This is a genomic window from Prosthecobacter gellanilyticus, assembly GCF_007992435.1.
Lineage (GTDB): Bacteria > Verrucomicrobiota > Verrucomicrobiia > Verrucomicrobiales > Verrucomicrobiaceae > Prosthecobacter > Prosthecobacter gellanilyticus.
Genome location: NZ_BKAG01000010.1, coordinates 117,448 through 136,600, shown reverse-complemented (window position 1 = coordinate 136,600; position 19,153 = coordinate 117,448). Strand labels below are relative to the sequence as shown.

Here is a 19,153-nt window from a genome sequence, read left to right as displayed (position 1 = left end):
CATTAAATCTGTTTGAAACACAAAACCCTGCGGTGATGAGCCGCAGGGTTTTTGATTTTGGAATGATTGCGAAGGCCTGCTGATGAGTCATCCGCAGGCCATGCAGGCTTACCAGCGCACGACCGAGGCGGCCCAGGTGAAGCCGCCGCCGAAGGCGACGAGGAGGACCACATTACCACGCTGGAGGCGGCCCTGCTGGTTGGCTTCATCAAGCGCGATGGGGATGGTGGCAGCGCTGGTGTTGCCGTATTTGTCCACATTCACAAAAGTCTTCTCAGGAGGAAGGCCCAGGCGATCCGCGATGGCGGTGATGATGCGGGCATTGGCCTGGTGCGGGATGACGAGGTCAATGTCTTCCTTGGTCAGGCCGGCCATGGCCAGGGCTTCCTCGGCGGCATTGCTCATGCGGGTCACGGCATGCTTGAAGGTCTCGCGCCCTTCCATGTGAACTGTGTTCAGGCGCTGGTCCACATTGTCTGGTGTGGTAGGGCAGGCGCTGCCACCGCCGGGGACCTTGAGGAGGTCCACGAGGTTGCCATCACTGCCCATGACAGTGCTGAGCACGCGGCCGGGGGCCTCGGAGTCTTCAGCCGCACGGATGACCACGGCGCCGGCACCATCACCGAAGAGCACGCAGGTGTTACGGTCCTTCCAGTTGACCAGACTGCTAAGCTTTTCCGCACCGATGACGAGAGCGGTCTGGCGAGTGCCTGCATTGAGGAAGTGGCGGGCGACCTGGAGGGCATACACGAATCCAGAGCAGGCGGCGCTGATGTCAAAGCAGACGGCGTTGTGGGCTTTGATCTTCCGCTGCACGATGCAAGCGGTGCTGGGGAAGAACATGTCCGGCGTGACTGTGGCGCAGACGATGAGATCGATCTCATCCGGGCTGACTCCCGCGTTCTTCATGGCGCGGCGGGCGGCCTCGCTGGCAAGGTCACTGGTGGCCTGGTCGTCAGCGGCGATGCGGCGTTCTTTGATGCCGGTGCGGCTGGTGATCCACTCATCGTTGGTATCAACGATTTTGGAAAGGTCGTCGTTCGTCAGCACTTTCTCAGGCACATAGCTGCCGGTGCCGAGGATGGAGGAGACGCAGGGATGGGTCATGGTCGGAGAGCAAAGGGAGGGACGGGCGACCCGACAGGGGCGGGAAGCGTCCGGACCTTTTCAATGCCAGAGGGCGGCCCCGGAGGCAAGCGCGAAGCTGATGGTCATCCGGGGGAATGGACACTTCCTGTCACGGCCCCTTGAGGCCGCCTCCTACGTGGTGCAGCCTTCACTAGATGCGGCGAGTTTCAGGCATCAAAACGGCAAAGGCCAAGCCTCTCGTTCTGACGAACGAGCCTACAGATGCGGACGCAGGCATTTTTGCCTGCGTGATGGCACCCAAGCCCTCGTTTTGGCGAAACGAGCCTACATCAGGCGAAGAGGTCCAGCACGGGCTGGCCTTTGTCAGCGATGGTGAAGGGGCGCTTGCTGGGGGAGAACAAGACTTGGTCCAAAGGCAGGCCGAGGGCGTAGCCAATGCTGGCGTTGAGATCAGGCGGAGTCATCTTGGCATCTGTGACCTCGATGCCCTTGTCGGTCTTGCCGTGGACGTAGCCGCCTTTCACGCCACCACCCCACATCACGCTGGAGAAAGCTTTCGGGTAGTGGTCGCGGCCAGCGTTCTGGTTGATCTTCGGCGTGCGGCCGAATTCGGTGGTGAGCACGACCAGGGTCTCGGAAAGCATGCCACGGGACTCGAGGTCGCCGAGGAGGGCACCGAGGCCTTTGTCGAGGTCAGCGATCTTCTCAGGCAGGCGGGAGTAGATCTCCTGGTGCATATCCCAGCCGCCGTTTCCGACTTCGACATAGCGCACTCCGTGCTCGATGAGGCGACGGGCGAGGAGGCAACCCTGGCCAAACTTGCTGTCGCCATAGAGCGCATGCTGGTCTTCAGGCTCTTGATTGAGATCGAAGGCCGCCAGATCGGCGCTCTTCATGACCTGCACAGCATCGCGATAGACGTCAGAGTAAGCACGCACCGCACTCTGATTGTAGGCCTGCTGAAATCCTGCATTCAGTTTCGCGGACAGACCCAGACGGTAGTCAAAATCAGCCTCGGAAAGATTGGCGAGACGGTGGCTGTTTTGCAGGCCGGAGGTCGGATCGTTGATGACGAGAGGCTGGAAGGCAGCCTCAAAGAAGCCACCGCCCGGATGTTTGCTGCCCTCGCTGATCACCACGCTGCCAGGAAGATCAGGATTGCCCTTGCCTTGGAATTTCTGCAGCCAGGCACCCATCGTGGGATGGCGGGTGCCGCCGCGCAGGGTATAGCTGGTGTGCTGGAAGTAGTTGCCCTGCTCATGCGCACCTTGGGTGCTGGTCATGCTGTTGATGATGGTGCCATGGCGCATGTACTTCGCCACGGTGGGCAGGCCCGAACCAATTTGAATACCATCTCCGGTGGTCTTGATGACTTCGGTCTCGCCCATGGTCTCAGCTCCTGGCACGCAGCCAAAGGTGTCGAGATGCGTCATGCCCCCGCTCATGTAGAGATAGATCACATTGCGTGCTGTGGGCACCTGTTTGAGCTTCGAACTGCCGTCAAAGATGGCGCTGGCTGTGCCGCGCATCAGCGGTGCCATGACAGAAACACCGAGGCAGGTCTTGGCCATGCCAAGCACAAAATCACGACGGGTAGGTTCGTCGGCGGAGCGGAGGTGTGAGTTCATATTCGTGGGCTTCTGGGAAGGTTTGTGGGCGAGTGACCTGAGCTTACTGGATGAAGAGGAACTGTGAGCCGGTGAGAAGGGCATGCGTGACGTCTTCGATGGCTTTGGGGCCGCGCTCGTGGATCACGCCGGAGAGGATGCCGCGCTCATTGTTGGTGGGCTTGCGGCTCAGCAATGCGGTGTAGAGGAGGTCGAGCTTCTGATCAGGGCCTCCAGCCTTGTCGAGATGAGTGGTAAGGTTGGACATAGGGCTGGTGACAGCCTGGACGATCGGGCCGTTCAGCAACGTCAGAGCCTGAGGCACGGAGGCGTCAGCGCTGGCGTTCTCGATGACCTCGCGGTCGCTCTGGCCAAAGGTGCGGAGCATGTGGCCTGCCTTGGCGGGGCTGGGAAGCTCGGAAGCACGAGTGGAAATGCCGACCACATTTTGCGCACCTTTCTGCAGGTTCTTGATGAACTCCTTGCGTTCTTCCTTCGTCATGTTGGCGAGCTTGGAGCGGTCAATCTGCGCAGCTGGGCGCTTCTTCGCATCAGTCTGCTTGGCGTTGTAACCGCGGCGGAGTTCCGTGGCACGCTCTTCACCGAGCAGGGCCACAAGGATGTCGTTGCCGGCCTCTCGGCGAAGTTTGTTAGCCTCTTGTGCGAGCTCCTTGCTTTCGGCAATGCCTGCCTGACCTGCCTTCTGCTTGGCCAGCATCACCTCGCGCATCTCGGCCAGCTTCTTCTGATTGTCCTCCTGCTTCGCGGTGGCTTCCTTGGCGATGCCGACCAGACCCTCGACACCGGTTTTCTCGATGGTGTTGAGGAAGAAGGCCAGATCATCCAGATACTGGTGCAGGCGCTCGTTGTCGGCATCCACGCTGCTGTCGATATTACCAGCGGTGAGGGTCACCAGGGAATCCCAGATCTGCTCAGCACTCATGCGGCGGAGCGTGGGGCCGGTGAAGCGGGAGGTCTCGCCCAGGGCCACTTCCTGGGTGGTGGCCATGCGCTGATAGGTGTCCGTGTTATAAAGGACGCGGAGGAAGGACTTCAGGCTGTACTTCTTCTCGATCATGAGCTGCGTCAGGTAGTCCATGAGCGCAGGATTGGAGGCCACGGTGGAGTCGGTGATTTCATCGACCGGCTCGATGAGGCCGAGGCCGAAAGCCTTCTTCCACATGCGGTTGGCAATGACGGTGGTGAAGCGCGGATTGTCCGGGCTGGTCATCCAGCGGGCAAAGGCGGTCAGTGTCGTCTCGCCACCCATAGGAGACGCCTCATGGCCAAACATGGCTTTCGGCTGCACCTGCTGGCCGGCCTTGGCGTCGGTGTATTTGTAGTCGTGGGGCAGGGTGGGCTTCTTGCCTTCCTGCCAGTTGATGTCGGTGTAGCGCAGAGGCTTCATGACGTCGCCCATGGCCTGGCGCACCTGGGCCAGTTGCTCGCGGTCGATCTGCGGTTTCTTCTCCTGCTCGGAGCGCAGCTTCTTCATGTATTCGCGGCGTTCCTTGTCGCTCATGGCCTGCAGTGTGGCCTTGTCGATGTCCGGCTTGCGTTTGGACTTCAGGATGTCCTGGCCGCCACCGCGTGTGTTCATGCCATAGGTGAAAGCAGCCATGCCGTAGTAATCCATCTGCGTCCATTTATCGAACGGATGGTTATGGCACTGCGCGCAGACGATGCTGGTGCCGAGGAAGACCTGCACGGTGTAGGCCAGATGGTCGAGCTTGTTCTCATCACGCATCCAGAAGCCGATGGCGCCGCTGTCCCAGGCGCCGCCTTCGGTGGTCAGGAGATTGCGCACGATCTGGTCATAGGGCGTGTTGGCCTTGAGCTGCTTCTTCATCCACTCCTCATAGGCCTCGGCCGTGAGGCGGCCTTTCACGTTGTCCGTCAGGCGCAGCACATCCGCCCAGTAGTTGAACATGTGACTGGTGAAGCCATCACCCGCGAGAAGCTGGTCGATGAGCTTGGCGCGCTTCTGGGGATCGTTGGAGCGCAGGAACTGCTCTGTCTCCTCCACGGTCGGGATACGTCCCGCGATGTCCAGGTACAGACGGCGCACGATGACCTCATCCGGCGCGGCGGGATTGGCCTGCAGGTTATGTTTCTGCCAGTCGGCCGCCAGTAGTTGGTCGATCTTGGCAGATTCCGGCAGAGCCGCCGCGTGGAGGGTGGCCGTGGCGGCGGCGAAAAGCAGAAGGGTGAGCGTTTTCATGGCGACGAGGGGTCGTGGACTGCGCCTGAAACGAAGGGATGTTCACAATCTTCAGCAAAATTTATTAAATCGTAGTTAGGGGGCGATTCTCCGTTCTCTGTTCACGGTTGTTCCCTGAGACAGGACTCTTGACCGCAGATGACGCGGAGGGCGCAGATGTGCGAACCAGGGGCTTGGCGGCGAATCTAGGCCCTGGGGCCGCGACGGTCGTCCTCAGCCGGGAGGATCTCGACCTCGACATCTCGCACGATGCCGCGGTCTTCCTGGAGCTCATGAGAGGGCTCTGGCTGCTGACGATGCCAGGAAAGGTCAGATTCCTGAGCTGGAGGTGCGGCTGAGGCCGGCAGGAAGGTGCGGATGATTTTGGTCGCGAGGAGCGCGATGCCTCCGACGACGGCGGCGATGAGCCCAAAGGAGAGCAGGAGGGCGATGCCAAGAATGATGACGAGACCAAGCACGAGCTTGGCGGGCCAGCCGAGGTTTCCCTGGCCGAACTGAAATTGATACATGCGGGCTTTCATGAGTTGTCCGTGGCTCCGGCGGAGGGTGAATACAACCTGCGCTAGGGATGGGTTTTAACGGGGACGAAAATGAGGGGAGTTGGGATTTTAAGAAGACAGGTTGAGAAATAGTCCCGCTTTAAGTTAGTCCTTCCACGATGATACGCGTGCCGGAGATCTCGCGGACGCGGACGGCGGTGCCGCTCTGGAGGTAGCCGCCTTCCACCATGGCCTCGACACGGGTCTCGCCGAACTCGACGGTGCCATAAGGACGCAACGCGCTGACGGTGCGGCCTTCATCGCCGGATTTCACGGCGCGTGTGGCGGTCATCGCAGGGGTGGCTTCCAGGGTGCCGCCGGCAGCGGTGTGAAGCACCAAACGGCGGAACGGCCGTGTTTCGGGCAGATAACGTGCGGCCACCAGGATGATCAAGGACGCACCCAGCATGCCGAGAGCAAAATTGCGCAGGCCCAGGGCATAGGTAGCGAGGCTGAAATCAAAGGGCGGGGGAGGATTCGTGCCATCTGCGGGCACTGGGACAGGCGCGACGGGCATCTCCCAGCCTGACATCGTGAACACGAGAGCCGCCATGACGCAGACGAAACCCACGATGCCCAAGGCCAGGGTGCCGGGAAAGAGCGTGAGCTCCAGTGCGATCAGGACAACCCCGAGCATAAAAACGGCCACAGCCACGGCGGTCTCCTGGCCCACCAAACTACCGGCAACATAATGCCCGAAGAAGAAGAGCGAGAAGGCCGCCAACGAAACGAAACCAGGGATCCCAAAGCCAGGTGCCTGCATCTCCAGGTAACCTCCGGCAACACCGATCAGGATGAGGATGGCGGCGTATTTGGTGACCCAGATGGCGATAAGCTCAAACAAAGTTGGTTCGGCTGTGACGAGCTCGCCTTTCAAAGACTCGGCCTTCTTGATCTCATCGAGGCTGCTGACGATGGCCTTGGCGAAGAGCGGCTTGCCATCGGAAATCATGATGGCCTGCTCGGCATCGAGCGTGAGGATCTCCTTCTTGTTATCGATGACCACGCCATTGACCTTGAGCTCTTTGCCCATGTCGATCATCGCTTCGATGACGGCGGGGTTGTGGCCCTTCCTCTTCGCCACGGCGCGTGCCATGCTCATGGTGGCGGAATTCATCTTGGCGCGTTCGGCATCCGCCATCTGCTCACCATTGCCATAGACGGGCGAGGCTGCGCCCGCGCTGCTGGTGGGAGCCATGTAGATGCCATCCGTGGCCACGGCAATCATGGCGCCCGCGGAGAGAGCACGCGGATTCACAAACGCGAAACTCTTCGGCTTCAGCTTTTGCAGATCATTCATCATCAGGTCCACGGTGTCCCAAAGCAGACCACCTGGAGTGTCGAGGTCAAAGATCACGGCTTCGGCACCTTCAGCCGTGCAGCGTTCGAGAGTGCGGGACATGAACTCAAAGCGCGCCCGGGCAATGAGGTCGTCCTCGCCCACTGGGATGACGACGACCTTGCCCGTGTATTTCGTGTCGGCCCCCATGACCGTCACCTGCCCGAGCAGCATGAGGCCTAGCATCAGAGAAAGCAGTCGGTGGATCATGCGGAGAGATTACGAAGAACGGCGGGAGTTAGCAAGAGGTGCTGTGATAGGTGGTCAGCATGGCCAGCCGGGCCGGGACAGGGACTACAAAAGTGTCGCTAGATTCCATGCAGAGAAGCGGGCATTCTGCCTGGTCGGCCCGACAACCCCCACCGAGTCATGAAAAGTAAGAGCCCTCCGATTGCGAAAGCGGAGATCGCCAAGCCTCTGCGCGGGAAGAAGACCTGGCAGCAGAAGCTGGCGGATGACAAGGACCTACCGAAGGTGGTGAAGCTGGAAGGAGACATGGTCCGACGGTTTGGTGGCGCGACTCTGGTGATCCCGGCGCCGCGCGAGGTGGATGCGCTGATGCGCCAGGTGCCGCGCGGAGCTTTGACGACGATTGATGAGCTGAGGAGCGCTGTGGCCAAGAAGCACAAGGCGGAGTCGGGTTGTCCGATCACCACCGGGATCTTTTCATGGATCGCAGCCCATGCGGCAGACGAGGCCTCACGCGAAGGGAAGTCGGACATCACGCCCTACTGGCGCGTTCTGAAAGCCAGGGGCGAGGTGAATCCGAAGTATCCTGGTGGGATCGAAGCTCTGACTGCATTGCTGCAAGCGGAGGGGCATCAGGTTTTTCAGAAGGGGAAGAAGTGGTTCGTGAGAGACTACGAAAAGTTTGTTCGGCCTTTCAAGGCTCTGAAATGACAGGCTAGGAGCATTCCTCCCCTAACAAGCCATCGTGAGACCGAGGATGCCGGCGCTGAGCTTCAGGCAGACGACGCTGTGGCTGTTCACGGTGAGGTTGGCTCCACCAGCGGTCGGTGGGATCTTCTGGGTATCGAAGGACTGGCTGTTCGCGGTGTCAAAGACGGCGCTCCAGGTGCAGCCTGCAGTTCCGGGAAGAATGAAGGGAGCGGGGAGATCTCCTCGATTGAAGAGCAGTACCATGGGTGGCTTTCCAGCGATGAGCGCGCCGAAGGTGGTGCGCGCAGGATCATGCCATTCATCATGGCAGAGCAGGCTGCCATTGCCCTCCAGCCAGGCGACATCAGGAAGCCCGGTGGCGGGTGTCCACTGACCATCAAAGAATTCCGTGCGGCGGAACTCAGGATGCGCACGGCGGAAGGCGAGCATCTGGCGCGTGAACTCGAGCATCTCGGCATCCACCGTATTCCAGTCGAGCCAGCTGATCTCGTTGTCCTGGCAGTAGGCGTTGTTGTTGCCCTTCTGCGTGCGGCCGCGCTCGTCACCCGCCGTGATGAACGGCACGCCGACGGAGGTCAGAAGTGTGGCAAACATGCTGCGGCGCAGACGTCCGCGCAGACGGTTCACGCGGAGGTCGTTCGTGGGGCCTTCGACACCGCAGCTGATACTGTGATTGGCGTTGTCGCCATCGCGGTTTTCCTCGCCATTGGCTTCGTTGTGCTTGCTGGCATAGCTCACGAGATCCAGCAGGGTGAAGCCATCGTGACTGGTGAGAAAGTTGATGCTACTCAGGGCCGGGCGCTGGTTGCCACCGTAGACATCCTGGCTGCCGCAGAAGCGCTTGGCGAATTCGGCGGTGCTGCCTTCATCGCCTGCCCAGAAGCGGCGGACGGTATCGCGATACTTGCCGTTCAGCTCACGCCAGGGTTCGGGGAAGGCGCCGACTTGGTAGCTGTCGAAACGCATGATGTCCCAAGGCTCCGCGATGAGCTTCACCTGCGAAAGAATGGGATCCTGGGCGACGGCGGTGAGGAACTGGCCGTTAACGTTAAACTCGTCCTTCTCATCACGCGCCACGGTGACGGCGAGGTCAAAGCGGAAGCCATCCACGCGCATCTCTGTGACCCAGTAGCGCAGGCTGTCGAGCACGAGCTTGAGACCTGGGCCGTTGGCGGAGTCCACAGCATTGCCGCAACCGGTGATGTTGATGTAATTGGAACCGTGCTCGTCGAAGTCGTGGCGATAGTAGAGGCGGTCGTCAAAGCCGCGAAACATGAGCATGGGGCCGCGCTCATCACCCTCGGCGGAGTGATTGTAGACGACATCCAGAATGACCTCGAGTCCTGCGGCGTGGCAGGCCTTCACCATGTCCTTGAACTCGCGCACCTGGGCCTGGGGATCAGCCGCCGAGGCAAACTCATTGTGCGGGGCGAAGAAGCCGATGGTGTTGTATCCCCAATAATTTGTTAGGCCTTTCTCGATCAGGAACTGGTCGTCCAGATGCTGGTGCACGGGCAGCAGCTGCACGGCGGTGACGCCGAGGTCCTTCAGATACTTGAGCGCGCTGGGATGGGCGAGGCCGGCGTAGGTGCCGCGCAGTTTAGCTGGCACATCTGGATGCGTCCGGGTGAAGCCCTTGACGTGCATCTCATAGACCACCGTGTCACGCCAGGGGATGTTCGGTGCCTTGTCATCTCCCCAATCATAGTCGCGGTCAATGACGGCAGATTTCAGCGCCTCGGGGCCGTTGTCATGAGCACCAGGGAAGAAGCCGGGACCCGTGGGAGTGTGCATGGAGGCCCGGGCATCCGGCTTGCCGGAGATGGCGAGGGCGTAGGGGTCCAGCAGCAGCTTGTTGGCATTGTAGCGCAGAGCATTCTGCGGCATCCAGGGGCCGTGGGCGCGGTAGCCGTAGAGCTGGCCTGACTTCAGTCCGGGCACAAAGGCATACCAGAGATCCCGCTCGCCTCGGGTCAGCCGGATCCGGCCGGTCTCACGACCGGGTGAAGCGGCATTGTAAAGGCAAAGGTCGACTGCGGTGGCGTGACGAGAAAAAACCGTGAAATGAACGCCGTCCGGTGTGAGGTGCGCACCGGGGGTGGAGGCGAAACGAGCGAGGTTGGCAGACATGCGGCATTTCTCCATGAAGCAGGAGACCTGCCGATGCACGCAAGAAATCGAAACGATGTCCTGACCCGCCTATCATGCGGGCCTTTTGCGAGCGAGTATCATGAGCGGGAGCTCGGTCTCCTATGGAAACATGGAAGGTGCAACTTGCAAGGTGGGGCGGCCTATCGAAGTTCCACCTGCCTTGCCCCCCAACCGCGCCAGACTAGCCATCCTGTTCTTTGTCACTGCCATGCCCATGGGGCTGTGGAGCGTGCCGCTGGCGAATGTGTTCACGGCGTATGGGAAAGGACATCTGGTGCCCTGGGTGCTGGCTACCACAGCTGTGGCGGCTTTCATCTCGCCGCTGTTTGTCGGTGCTTTGGCGGACCAGCGCATGGCACCCACACGGCTGATGCGCTGGCTGGCACTGCTGACCTCTGTGAGCATGAGCTTCACCTGCCTCTCTCTTTATTGGCAGCTTAGTGATGCGCTGGTGCTGTGCTGCGCGCAGGTGCAGGCTCTGGTGCAGACACCGGTGTGGAGCATCGCCAGCAGCATTGTCTTTTCGCAGCTGCAGGATCCGAAGCGGCAGTTCGGACCGCTGCGTGCCTTCGCCACCTTTGGCTGGATGTGCGGTTGCTGGATCATCAGCTTCATCCTGAGTGGTGATGCTTCGCTGAAGTCAGGCTTCACGTCCGCAGCTTTGTGGGCAGTGGTGGGAGGCCTGACGAAACTGCTGCCGGATGTGACGCCGGCGGATGATGGCGCGCATCGCACCTGGTGGCAGATCCTCGGGCTGGATGCGCTCTCACTTCTCAAGCATCGGGATCACCGCATCGTCTTCATCACGGCGGCTCTCTACTGCATTCCGCTGGCGGCTTTCTATCCCTACACAGCACTGCAACTGAAAGATCATGGCGTGAAGAATGTGGCGGCGGTGATGTCTCTGGCGCAAAGCACGGAGATCCTCACGATGGTGTTTCTTGCCGGCTTGCTCGCGCGCTTCCGGCTGAAGTGGGTGTTCATGTCAGGCATCGCCATCTGTGTGGTGCGCTATTCATTGAACGCGACGGATTCGTTCCCATGGATCGTTGTCGGCACCACGCTGCATGGTTTTGCCTTCACGCTCTACTTCATCACCACCCAGATCTATCTGGAGGAGCGCATTGATCCCCGCTGGCGTGTGCGTGCGCAGGCCCTGCTGGCCCTGCTGATGAGCGGTGTGGGAAATCTGCTGGGGTATCTCGGCGGTGGGTGGTGGTATCTCGCCTCCCAGGCGGAAGGTCATGCGGATTGGAAGCACTTTTGGTGGGGTGAAACAGCACTCACGGCGGTGGTCTGCCTGTTCTTCGCGCTCGCTTATCGGGGGCGGAAGGCAGCGGTTTAACAAAAAGAGAAAAATATTCTTGCTACCTCGGATTACGCGTGTAATCCATGGATCACGTTTGTAATCCAAGCCATGTCCGACGAACAAGACATCCACGCAACGCCACGCATTTCCGATGCCGAATGGACGGTCATGAAGGTGCTGTGGGAGCGTGGCACCAGCACGCTCGGCGAGGTGGTGAAGGTCCTGGAAGGACACCTGCACTGGAAACCGCGCACCGTGCAGTCCCTGATCCGCCGCCTGACTGAAAAGGGCGCCCTGGCCGTGGAGTCGGTGGGCCGGGAGTTTCGCTACACGCCAGCGGTTTCGCAGGACCAGTGCCAACACGAGGAAAGCGTCAGTTTCCTCGATCGCGTGTTCAACGGCCGCCTCACACCTTTCGTGGCCGGACTGATGGAACGTGAGGAAGTCTCGAAAGACGACCTCGCTGCGCTTCGTGAAGTGCTGGCCCAGGCAGAGAAGAAACTGAAAAAGTAGCTTCCACTCCTCAAACCCTTCTCCTGGCCGTCTAACCAACCTTTCAACTCACCATGAATGCCGACGCCCTTTTCCACTGGCTCATGCGCACTTCCCTGGAGGCCAGTGTCCTCATCCTGGCGGTGCTTGGTCTGCGCCTGATGCTCGGCATCCGGCTCAGTCCTGCCTGGCGCATTGGACTCTGGATGCTGGTGGGCATGAAGCTCATGCTGCCCGCCTTCATTCCGGCCGGGTTTGGTATTGGGGCCTGGATGGCGACTTCAGATGCACAGCCTGCGGTCATTGAGACGGTCGCGGAAGACCAGCCCTTGATGGATGCTGGGCTGATGGACTCTATGGTCACGGCTGCAGACAGGCTTGATGCTTCTACCGTCTCTTCAGTGGTCGCTCAGCCTGTCATTACGGTTCGTGGAGCATTGCTGTCACTATGGTCGCTTGGGGCTCTGGCGGTGCTTGGTGCTGCTTTGTGGAGGCAGCATCAGTTTCATCGCCAGCTTGGGAGTCGTCCACGTGCCAAATCACCTCTACTGAAGGCGCTTGTGGCCAGTCTTTCCCGCAAGATTGCCATCGAGAAGCCAGTGAGCATCGCGCTGATGCCTGAGGGCACCACGCCGGCCATGGTCGGCATCCGCCAACCAACATTGCTTCTGCCGGAGGATTGGGAGACTCGCTTTGATGAAAGCAGCCTCCGTCATGTGGTGCTGCATGAGCTGCTGCATGTGAAGCAGCATGACCTGGCCTGGAACTGGGCCGCCACGGCGGTGCAGGCGCTGCATTGGTTCAATCCGCTCGTGTGGTTCGTGGTCTCGCGCTTTCAGGCGGATCGTGAACTGCGCTGTGATGCTGGAGCACTTGAGATTCTCGCGCCCTCGGAGCGTCTCGATTACGGGCACACGCTGCTGCGCATTCAGGAAACCTTTTTCGCACCTCCGGCCATTGCAGGGTTGGCCCCATGTGTGCGCAACCACCCCACTCTGCGTCAACGCATTCTTATGATCGCCCAACCAACCACCCGCCAGCCCTGGGTTCACGCACTGCTCGTCCTCACGCTCGGCGTCCTCGTCAGCTATTCCTTCACCACAGCTCGTGCTGCGGAAAAAGAAGTCCCCGCCAAGGTCCGTGAAGGCGCAGCCAACCGCTCCACTGAAACAGAGCAGCCGCGCAAAGGCGAGGCCGAGCAAGATGGCAAGCCCATGCGCGAAGGTGAACGCGAGCGCGACGGCGTGAAGAAATCCGGTGACCGTGACGGTGAAGGTGCCAAGAAGACCGGCGATCGCGATGGCGAAGGTGTGAAGAAGCCTGGAGCCCGCGATGGTGAGGGCGGCGTGAAGAAGCCTGCCCGTGATGGTGAAGGCGAGGGCGGCAAGAAGCCCGGCGTCCGCGATGGCGAAGGTGCCAAGAAGCCTGGCATGCGTGATGGCGACAAGCCCCGCACGGGCGAGCGTGACGGAGACAAACCACGCACCGGCGAGCGCGATGGCGAGAAACCTCGCACAGGAGCCCGCGACGGTGAAGGAGTGAAAAAGCCTGGTGCCCGTGATGGTGAAGGCGGTGTCAAAACTGGCGCTCGCGATGGTGAAGGTGGCAAGAAGCCCGGTGCCCGTGAAGGTGAGGGTGCCATCAAGGTCCGCAAAGGGGAGTCCGCCTCCGCTAGCAGTGGAGAGGTCATCAACCTTCATGTGACCGCTGGCGGTGACACCGTGCTGGTCAACGGCGACAAAGTCGCCACCACCGGCCTGCGTGGTTATCTCAGCAAGTTCCTCCCTGAACACCCAAGCTCCAAAGTCGTCGTCTCTGGTGATGCCAATGTGCCGCTGGGCTCCCTGCACAACACCGTGGACGCCGTGCGTGACAACGGGAACAAGAATGTCGGGATCAAGGCGGAGTAAGATGTTTTTCATTCAACCATCCGCTCAGGATATCCAACGAGCCTTGGATTCGTGGCTGTGGTTGCCGCTGGCTGATAAAGCGGTCATTCGCGTGACTGCGTTTGGAGACTTCTTTCTTCAGAATGATGAAGGAATCTGGTTTCTCGATACTCTCGAAGGCAAAATTTCACTAGTTTGTCAGTCGATCGCTCAATTGAATGAGTTGCTTGGCACCGAAGACGGCCAAGACCATTATTTGTTCGGCGGCTTCGTCGAGAGAGCTGTTCGGGAAGGCAGGCTGTTGGGCCAAGGTCAATGCTACGATTTCAAGGTGAATCCTGTCGTTGGTGGAAGCATAAGCTACGACAACATAGGGATTCGGTCTTTCGTGGTGGCAGTGAATCTTGCCGGTCAACTGCACGATAAAGTCAGACACCTTCCCGAGGGTACCATAATCACAGGATTTAACATTTCAGACTAAGTTCATCGTCCGGAACAGAAACCAGAATCGCCATGCACAGCTCGCTATATTCTCTTCGTCATTCCTTCGTCATTCTGGCTTCGGCCTTCGTCATTGCTCCGCTCGCGAATGCCGCCACTCCCGCCGAGGTTTCCTCCGCCCTAACCAAAGCTGTGACCTTCTATCACAGCAATGCAGCGGCTCATGGCGGCTACGTTTATCGCTACAGCGCGGACTTCAAGCTGCGTGAGGCGGAGGGCATTCCCGGGCCTGACACCATCTGGATCCAGCCTCCAGGCACACCGGCGGTAGGCATGGCGATGCTGGATGCTTATGAGGCGACGAAGGACGAGGCCTGCCTGAAGGGAGCCGTGGACGCGGCGCGCGCGGTGGCACGCACACAACTGGCTTCCGGTGGTTGGGATTATTCGGGGCACTTTGATGCGAAGGGGCGCGATGAAATGCTTTATCGCCGCGATCTGGAAGGAAAGCTCATCTCACGCTCCAAGACACCTCAGGCCGAGGCGGGCTGGCACAATTGGCGTCAGCACAAAAACAAGAACAACTACTCCACCTTTGACGATGATGTCTCCCAGGCTGCGACACGCCTGCTGGTGCGTGTGGATCATGCGCTCGGCGGTAAGGATGCGGAGATCAAGGAAGCGGCTGATTATGCTCTCGAGACGATCATGGCCACGCAGTATCCGGCGGGCGGATGGAGCGCGAACTTTGATTCGCATCCCACAGCGCCGCCGCCGGAGTCGATGTATCCCGTCAAGCCCGGCAATTATCCTGCCGACTGGCCGCGCAAATGGCCCAAGGATTTCACCGGCTGCTATGTGCTGAATGACAACACGCACGCCACCCTCATGAGCACCCTGCTGCTCGCCGGGCAGCTGCGTGGAGATCAAAAATACATCGATGCCGCCAAGCATGGAGGCGATTTCCTCGTCACCTCGCAGATGCCTGATCCGCAGCCGGCCTGGGGCCAGCAATACAATGCCGAGATGCAGCCCGTGTGGAGCCGCCAGTTCGAACCCACCGCCATCTGTGGTCGCGAATCCCAGGCCGCCATGTGGGCACTGCTGAAGCTCTCCGCCGCCACGGGTGACAAGAAATACCTGCCGCCGATCGCCAAAGCTGTTATCTACCTCCGCACCGTGCTGCTCCCGGGCAATCAGGTCGCCCGCTTCTACGAACTGCAAACCAACAAGCCCATCTATTTTGAGCGCGGACCAGGTGGCAAAGGCTTTGAGCTCACCTATTCCGACAAGAAAGCTTCCTCCAACTACGGCTGGAAATGGGACAGCGAACTCGACGCCATCCAGGCCACTGGCAGCAAGATCGCCCGCGGTGAAAAGGTGGACTTCCCACGCGTGGAAAAAGAGCGCTGGTCCTCGCCTCCCACGGAGGAAGACATCAAAACGATCCTCGCCGAGATGAAGCCTGATGGCTCCTGGACTGCCACGGATGACGAGCGCGGCGTGATGCGCAATTCCGAAGGCAAGAAGGTCAAACCCGAGGGCGGTGTGCTTTACAGCCTCGACTTTAACCAGAACGTGAAAGCGCTCAGCGTGTGGCTCAAGACGCATCGCTGAGAGCAAACTTTGTTAGTGATTTGTGTGACTTACCCATCCGGTCATGAAAGCAACTCACCTCCGTGTTCTCTTTCTCTCTGCGGTGTCCTGCTCGGGACTGCTCGCTGCGGAGAAGTATGAGAACCCCACGCCCTGGTCCTACCAGCGCATCGTCCGGCATCCCGCGCCAGCGACGAAGGACACGGCCTGGGCCAAGGATGACATTGATCGCTTCATCCTGGCGCGATTGGAGAAAGACAACCTGCACCCGATTGGCGATGCCTCCCGTCTCACGCTGATCCGTCGTGCTTCCTTTGATCTGCTCGGGTTGCCACCGACCCAGGGGGACGTGGAGAAGTTTGTGCGAGATCCAGCTACGGATGACGTGGCCTTTGCCAAGGTGGTGGATGCTTACCTCGAGTCCGAGCGTTTCGGTGAGCGCTGGGCGCGTCATTGGTTAGACGTGGTCCGTTATGCGGACAGTGTCGGCCGTGTGTGGAATGCCCCTTTCCTTTATGCAGCGCGCTATCGTGACTGGGTCATTGATTCATTGAACGAGGACAAACCCTACAACCGCTTCGTGGCGGAGCAGATCGCTGGGGATCTGCTGCCTGCAAAAACAGTGCTGCAACGTCGCGATCAGATTGTGGGCACAGGCATGCTGGCTCTTGGCAGCATGAATCTGCAGGAAGGCAGCTATGAGCAATACGTGCTGGATCAGGTGGATGACCAGATCGATGTCGTCTCGCGTGCTTTCATGGGGCTCACGCTCAGTTGTGCTCGCTGCCATGATCACAAGACTGAGCCGATCACTCAAAAGGACTATTATGCGCTGGCTGGCATCTTTTACAGCAGCCGCACGCTCAGCGGCACACCAAACCGGTCCGAGCCCGCGCGCGGGGGTTACGTGAGTCCTGAGGCACTGGTGGATCTTCCCACGGAGCTGAATGAGGAGGTCGGTCCGCCGTTGCAGCTGCCTGCCGGCATTCATTCCATGGATGACATCCGCGAGCTGGGAAATCCCAAGGGCACGATCCGCTTTGATCACGATCCACATTTCTGCATGGGCGTGATCGAGGGCGATGTTCGCGACTGCGAGCTGGCTGTCGGTGGCGATCCGTATGAGCGCGAGGCCGCGCCGGATCGTGGCAAACTCGGCCTGCCGAATCTTCCTGCCTTGTCCGCCATCCCAGCGAAGTCCTCCGGACGTCTCGAGCTCGCTCAATGGATGGCCTCGCCCTCACATCCGCTGACCTCCAGGGTGATGGTGAACCGCTTGTGGCAACATTTGTTCGGCGAGGGGCTGGTGCGCACCGTGGATGACTTTGGCATCACCGGCGCGGATCCCACCCATCCAGAACTGCTGGATCATCTGGCCGTGCGTTTCATCGAAGGCGGTTGGTCGGTGAAGAAGATGATCCGCACGATGATGCTGAGCCGCACCTACCGTCTCTCCAGCAAGGGGGACAACACACATCCGGATGCCGGCAACAAGCTGCGCTGGCGCATGAACCCCAAGCGGCTTGAGCTCGAGCCGCTGCGCGATACCTTGCTACAGCTCTCCGGGCGCCTTACTCTGGATCGCCCCGAGGGCGTGCAGGTTGCAGGCACAGGTGGCAAGGGCAACCATGGCCGCACACGCAGTCTGCTCACCGTCGAGGATAACTTCCGCACCATCTATCTCCCGGTGATTCGCGATGCCGTGCCCGAACTCTTCAGCACCTTTGATTTCCCTGGACCCACGCAGATCAAAGGCCAGCGCGATGTCACCACCGTGGCTCCGCAGGCGCTGTTCTTCATGAACAATCCGCTGGTGGAGGAGATTGCTACGGAGATCGCCACCAAGGCCAACAACGATGTGAAAGCCGCCTACCGCCTGGTCCTCAACCGTGATCCCAAGGCTGACGAACTGGGTGATGCCGAGGAACTGAAACGTGAACTCGGATTGGAAACGCTGGTGCAATCTTTGTTGGGCACGGCCGAGTTCCGGTATGTGTTTTAAGTCTTGGATACAACTTCTAGTCTCAAACCTTGTTAACCACTGATAGACACTGATGAGCACTTATTTTCTGAATCTGAATGCTTGGTCGTCAGTGCTTATCAGTGCCCATTATTGGTATAAACGTCTGCCATGAACACTCGTCGCAACCTTCTTCAATCCACCAGCGCAGGCTTTGGCTGGCTTGCTTTCAATGCGCTGCATCAGCAGTGGGCAAGTGCTGCGGCGCCGCCGAAGACGATCAATCCGCTGGCTCCGAAGCCCTCGCACTTCGCGCCGAAGGCGAAGCGAGTGATCTTCATGTTCATGCAGGGCGGCCCCAGCCATCTGGACACCTTTGACTGGAAGCCTGAGCTGGCCAAGGCCGAGGCAAACAAGGTGGCCAAATACATGGGTGCAAAGTTTGAGTTCAAGCCGCGAGGCAAGAGCGGGCTCATGATTTCGGACGCCTTTCCAGAACTGGCCAAGCAGGCGGATGACCTGTGCATGCTGAATGGCATGCAGACCCGCACGAATGCTCACCAGATGGCCACGGTAGCCCTGCACATTGGAAACGAAACATTCGTTAGGCCGTCCATGGGGGCCTGGGTGGTGTATGGCCTCGGCACGGAGGCAGAGGACCTGCCAGGATTCGTCACCATCAATCCAGCAGCGGACAATGGCGGTGCCATGAACTATGGCTCGGCCTTCCTGCCCGCCACCTTCCAGGGTACGCGTCTCAGCACAGGCGGTGGAGGTGTTCCTGACCTCAGCAACGGCCGTCTTAGTGATGCTCAGCAGCGCAAGCAGATCGAGTTCATCCAGAAGGCGAATCGCAAGATGCTGGAAGGCGATCCCGGCAATCCCGAGTTGGAAGGGATCATCCAGAGCTATGAACTGGCCTACAAGATGCAGAGCAGTGTGCCCGCGGTTCTTGAACTCGAAAAGGAGCCGCAGCACATCCGTGATCTCTACGGCCTCGACAACGCGGACACAGAGCGCTTCGGCACCCAGTGCCTCATGGCGCGGCGCATGGCCGAGAAAGGCGTGCGCTTCATCCAGCTCACGTCACCCGGCTGGGATCACCACAATGGCCTCAAGGACAATCTGGGCCGGCAGTGCACCTCCATCGACCGCCCGATCGCCGGTTTGATTGCCGATCTCAAGCAGCGGGACATGCTGAAGGACACGCTCATCATCTGGGGGGGTGAGTTTGGTCGTGGTAGCAGCTATGACAATGAGCCCTACAACGGTCGTGGTCACAATGGACGTGGCTACACCATGTGGATGGCGGGCGGGGGAGTGAAAGGCGGCTTCACCTACGGCAGCACCAACGAAATGGGAGATACCGCTGAAACTGGCATCATCGGCACGCATGACCTGCATGCGACGGTGCTTTATCTGCTGGGCATCAATCATGAGCGCCTGACCTACCGTTACGCGGGTCGTAACTTCCGTCTGACGGATGTTGAGGGCGTCGTCGCGAAGGATATCATCGCCTGATCCGCGCAGGCTGTGGTTCATGCTTAGGATTTGAAGTGTATGCAGGGCAGCCAATGGAGCTAGTTGGGAAAAGATACGACAGAAGATTGGAAGGTAAAA

14 protein-coding genes are annotated in these 19,153 nt (G+C 59.8%); 8 read left to right on the top strand and 6 right to left on the bottom strand.

Translation table 11 applies throughout. The annotated features are described in order from the left end of the window. Positions 1-108: 108 nt before the first annotated feature. From BGE01nite_RS09105 to BGE01nite_RS09085, 5 genes are all read right to left on the bottom strand, one after another. The gene (locus BGE01nite_RS09105) at positions 109-1,107 is read right to left on the bottom strand and encodes a beta-ketoacyl-ACP synthase III (RefSeq protein ID WP_146850133.1); all 999 of its coding nucleotides are present in this window, start codon (positions 1,105-1,107) and stop codon (positions 109-111) included. A 311-nt stretch (positions 1,108-1,418) separates the two neighbouring features. Next, positions 1,419-2,717: a DUF1501 domain-containing protein gene (locus BGE01nite_RS09100; RefSeq protein ID WP_146850132.1), complete on the bottom strand. Its 1,299-nt coding sequence runs from the start codon at positions 2,715-2,717 to the stop codon at positions 1,419-1,421. Positions 2,718-2,760: 43 nt separating this feature from the next. After that, positions 2,761-4,917, bottom strand: coding sequence for a DUF1549 domain-containing protein (locus BGE01nite_RS09095; protein ID WP_146850131.1), 2,157 nt, complete (start codon positions 4,915-4,917; stop codon positions 2,761-2,763). Between the two features lie 185 nt (positions 4,918-5,102). After that, positions 5,103-5,438, bottom strand: coding sequence for a hypothetical protein (locus BGE01nite_RS09090; RefSeq protein ID WP_146850130.1), 336 nt, complete (start codon positions 5,436-5,438; stop codon positions 5,103-5,105). A 118-nt stretch (positions 5,439-5,556) separates the two neighbouring features. Further along, complete coding sequence (locus tag BGE01nite_RS09085; RefSeq protein WP_146850129.1) at positions 5,557-7,005, bottom strand: NfeD family protein; 1,449 nt, start codon at positions 7,003-7,005, stop codon at positions 5,557-5,559. A gap of 159 nt (positions 7,006-7,164) precedes the next feature. On the opposite strand from BGE01nite_RS09085, the gene BGE01nite_RS09080 reads away from it, so the two are divergent. After that, complete coding sequence (locus BGE01nite_RS09080) at positions 7,165-7,695, top strand: MGMT family protein (protein WP_146850128.1); 531 nt, start codon at positions 7,165-7,167, stop codon at positions 7,693-7,695. Between the two features lie 21 nt (positions 7,696-7,716). On the opposite strand, the gene glgX is transcribed toward BGE01nite_RS09080, so the two are convergent. Continuing rightward, complete coding sequence (gene glgX, locus BGE01nite_RS09075; RefSeq protein WP_246145689.1) at positions 7,717-9,825, bottom strand: glycogen debranching protein GlgX; 2,109 nt, start codon at positions 9,823-9,825, stop codon at positions 7,717-7,719. 181 nt (positions 9,826-10,006) lie between these two features. On the opposite strand from glgX, the gene BGE01nite_RS09070 reads away from it, so the two are divergent. The 7 genes from BGE01nite_RS09070 to BGE01nite_RS09040 all read left to right on the top strand — a co-directional run bounded on the left by BGE01nite_RS09070 (position 10,007) and on the right by BGE01nite_RS09040 (position 19,054). Next, positions 10,007-11,191 (top strand): MFS transporter, encoded by a 1,185-nt coding sequence (locus BGE01nite_RS09070; RefSeq protein ID WP_170266686.1) that lies wholly within the window; start codon positions 10,007-10,009, stop codon positions 11,189-11,191. 72 nt (positions 11,192-11,263) lie between these two features. After that, positions 11,264-11,668 carry a BlaI/MecI/CopY family transcriptional regulator gene (locus BGE01nite_RS09065; protein WP_146850125.1) on the top strand — a complete coding sequence of 135 codons (405 nt, stop codon included), beginning with the start codon at positions 11,264-11,266 and terminating at the stop codon, positions 11,666-11,668. Between the two features lie 53 nt (positions 11,669-11,721). Next, entirely contained in the window at positions 11,722-13,557 is a 1,836-nt protein-coding gene (locus BGE01nite_RS09060) for a M56 family metallopeptidase (RefSeq protein ID WP_146850124.1), read from the top strand. Between the two features lies 1 nt (position 13,558). Further along, the gene (locus tag BGE01nite_RS09055) at positions 13,559-14,017 is read left to right on the top strand and encodes a hypothetical protein (RefSeq protein ID WP_146850123.1); all 459 of its coding nucleotides are present in this window, start codon (positions 13,559-13,561) and stop codon (positions 14,015-14,017) included. Between the two features lie 32 nt (positions 14,018-14,049). Next, the gene (locus tag BGE01nite_RS09050) at positions 14,050-15,594 is read left to right on the top strand and encodes a hypothetical protein (RefSeq protein ID WP_146850122.1); all 1,545 of its coding nucleotides are present in this window, start codon (positions 14,050-14,052) and stop codon (positions 15,592-15,594) included. A 43-nt stretch (positions 15,595-15,637) separates the two neighbouring features. Next, entirely contained in the window at positions 15,638-17,575 is a 1,938-nt protein-coding gene (locus tag BGE01nite_RS09045) for a DUF1549 and DUF1553 domain-containing protein (protein ID WP_146850121.1), read from the top strand. Between the two features lie 129 nt (positions 17,576-17,704). Next, a complete protein-coding gene (locus BGE01nite_RS09040; RefSeq protein WP_146850120.1) occupies positions 17,705-19,054 on the top strand; it encodes a DUF1501 domain-containing protein in 1,350 nt (449 codons plus the stop codon). The last annotated feature ends 99 nt before the right edge of the window (positions 19,055-19,153 follow it).

Coding starts and splice junctions, on each gene's coding strand:
- BGE01nite_RS09105 (WP_146850133.1), bottom strand. CDS start 1,107: ATGACCCATCCCTGCGTCTCCTCCATCCTCGGCACCGGCAGCTATGTG.
- BGE01nite_RS09100 (WP_146850132.1), bottom strand. CDS start 2,717: ATGAACTCACACCTCCGCTCCGCCGACGAACCTACCCGTCGTGATTTT.
- BGE01nite_RS09095 (WP_146850131.1), bottom strand. CDS start 4,917: ATGAAAACGCTCACCCTTCTGCTTTTCGCCGCCGCCACGGCCACCCTC.
- BGE01nite_RS09090 (WP_146850130.1), bottom strand. CDS start 5,438: ATGAAAGCCCGCATGTATCAATTTCAGTTCGGCCAGGGAAACCTCGGC.
- BGE01nite_RS09085 (WP_146850129.1), bottom strand. CDS start 7,005: ATGATCCACCGACTGCTTTCTCTGATGCTAGGCCTCATGCTGCTCGGG.
- BGE01nite_RS09080 (WP_146850128.1), top strand. CDS start 7,165: ATGAAAAGTAAGAGCCCTCCGATTGCGAAAGCGGAGATCGCCAAGCCT.
- glgX (WP_246145689.1), bottom strand. CDS start 9,825: ATGTCTGCCAACCTCGCTCGTTTCGCCTCCACCCCCGGTGCGCACCTC.
- BGE01nite_RS09065 (WP_146850125.1), top strand. CDS start 11,264: ATGTCCGACGAACAAGACATCCACGCAACGCCACGCATTTCCGATGCC.
- BGE01nite_RS09060 (WP_146850124.1), top strand. CDS start 11,722: ATGAATGCCGACGCCCTTTTCCACTGGCTCATGCGCACTTCCCTGGAG.
- BGE01nite_RS09055 (WP_146850123.1), top strand. CDS start 13,559: ATGTTTTTCATTCAACCATCCGCTCAGGATATCCAACGAGCCTTGGAT.
- BGE01nite_RS09050 (WP_146850122.1), top strand. CDS start 14,050: ATGCACAGCTCGCTATATTCTCTTCGTCATTCCTTCGTCATTCTGGCT.
- BGE01nite_RS09045 (WP_146850121.1), top strand. CDS start 15,638: ATGAAAGCAACTCACCTCCGTGTTCTCTTTCTCTCTGCGGTGTCCTGC.
- BGE01nite_RS09040 (WP_146850120.1), top strand. CDS start 17,705: ATGAACACTCGTCGCAACCTTCTTCAATCCACCAGCGCAGGCTTTGGC.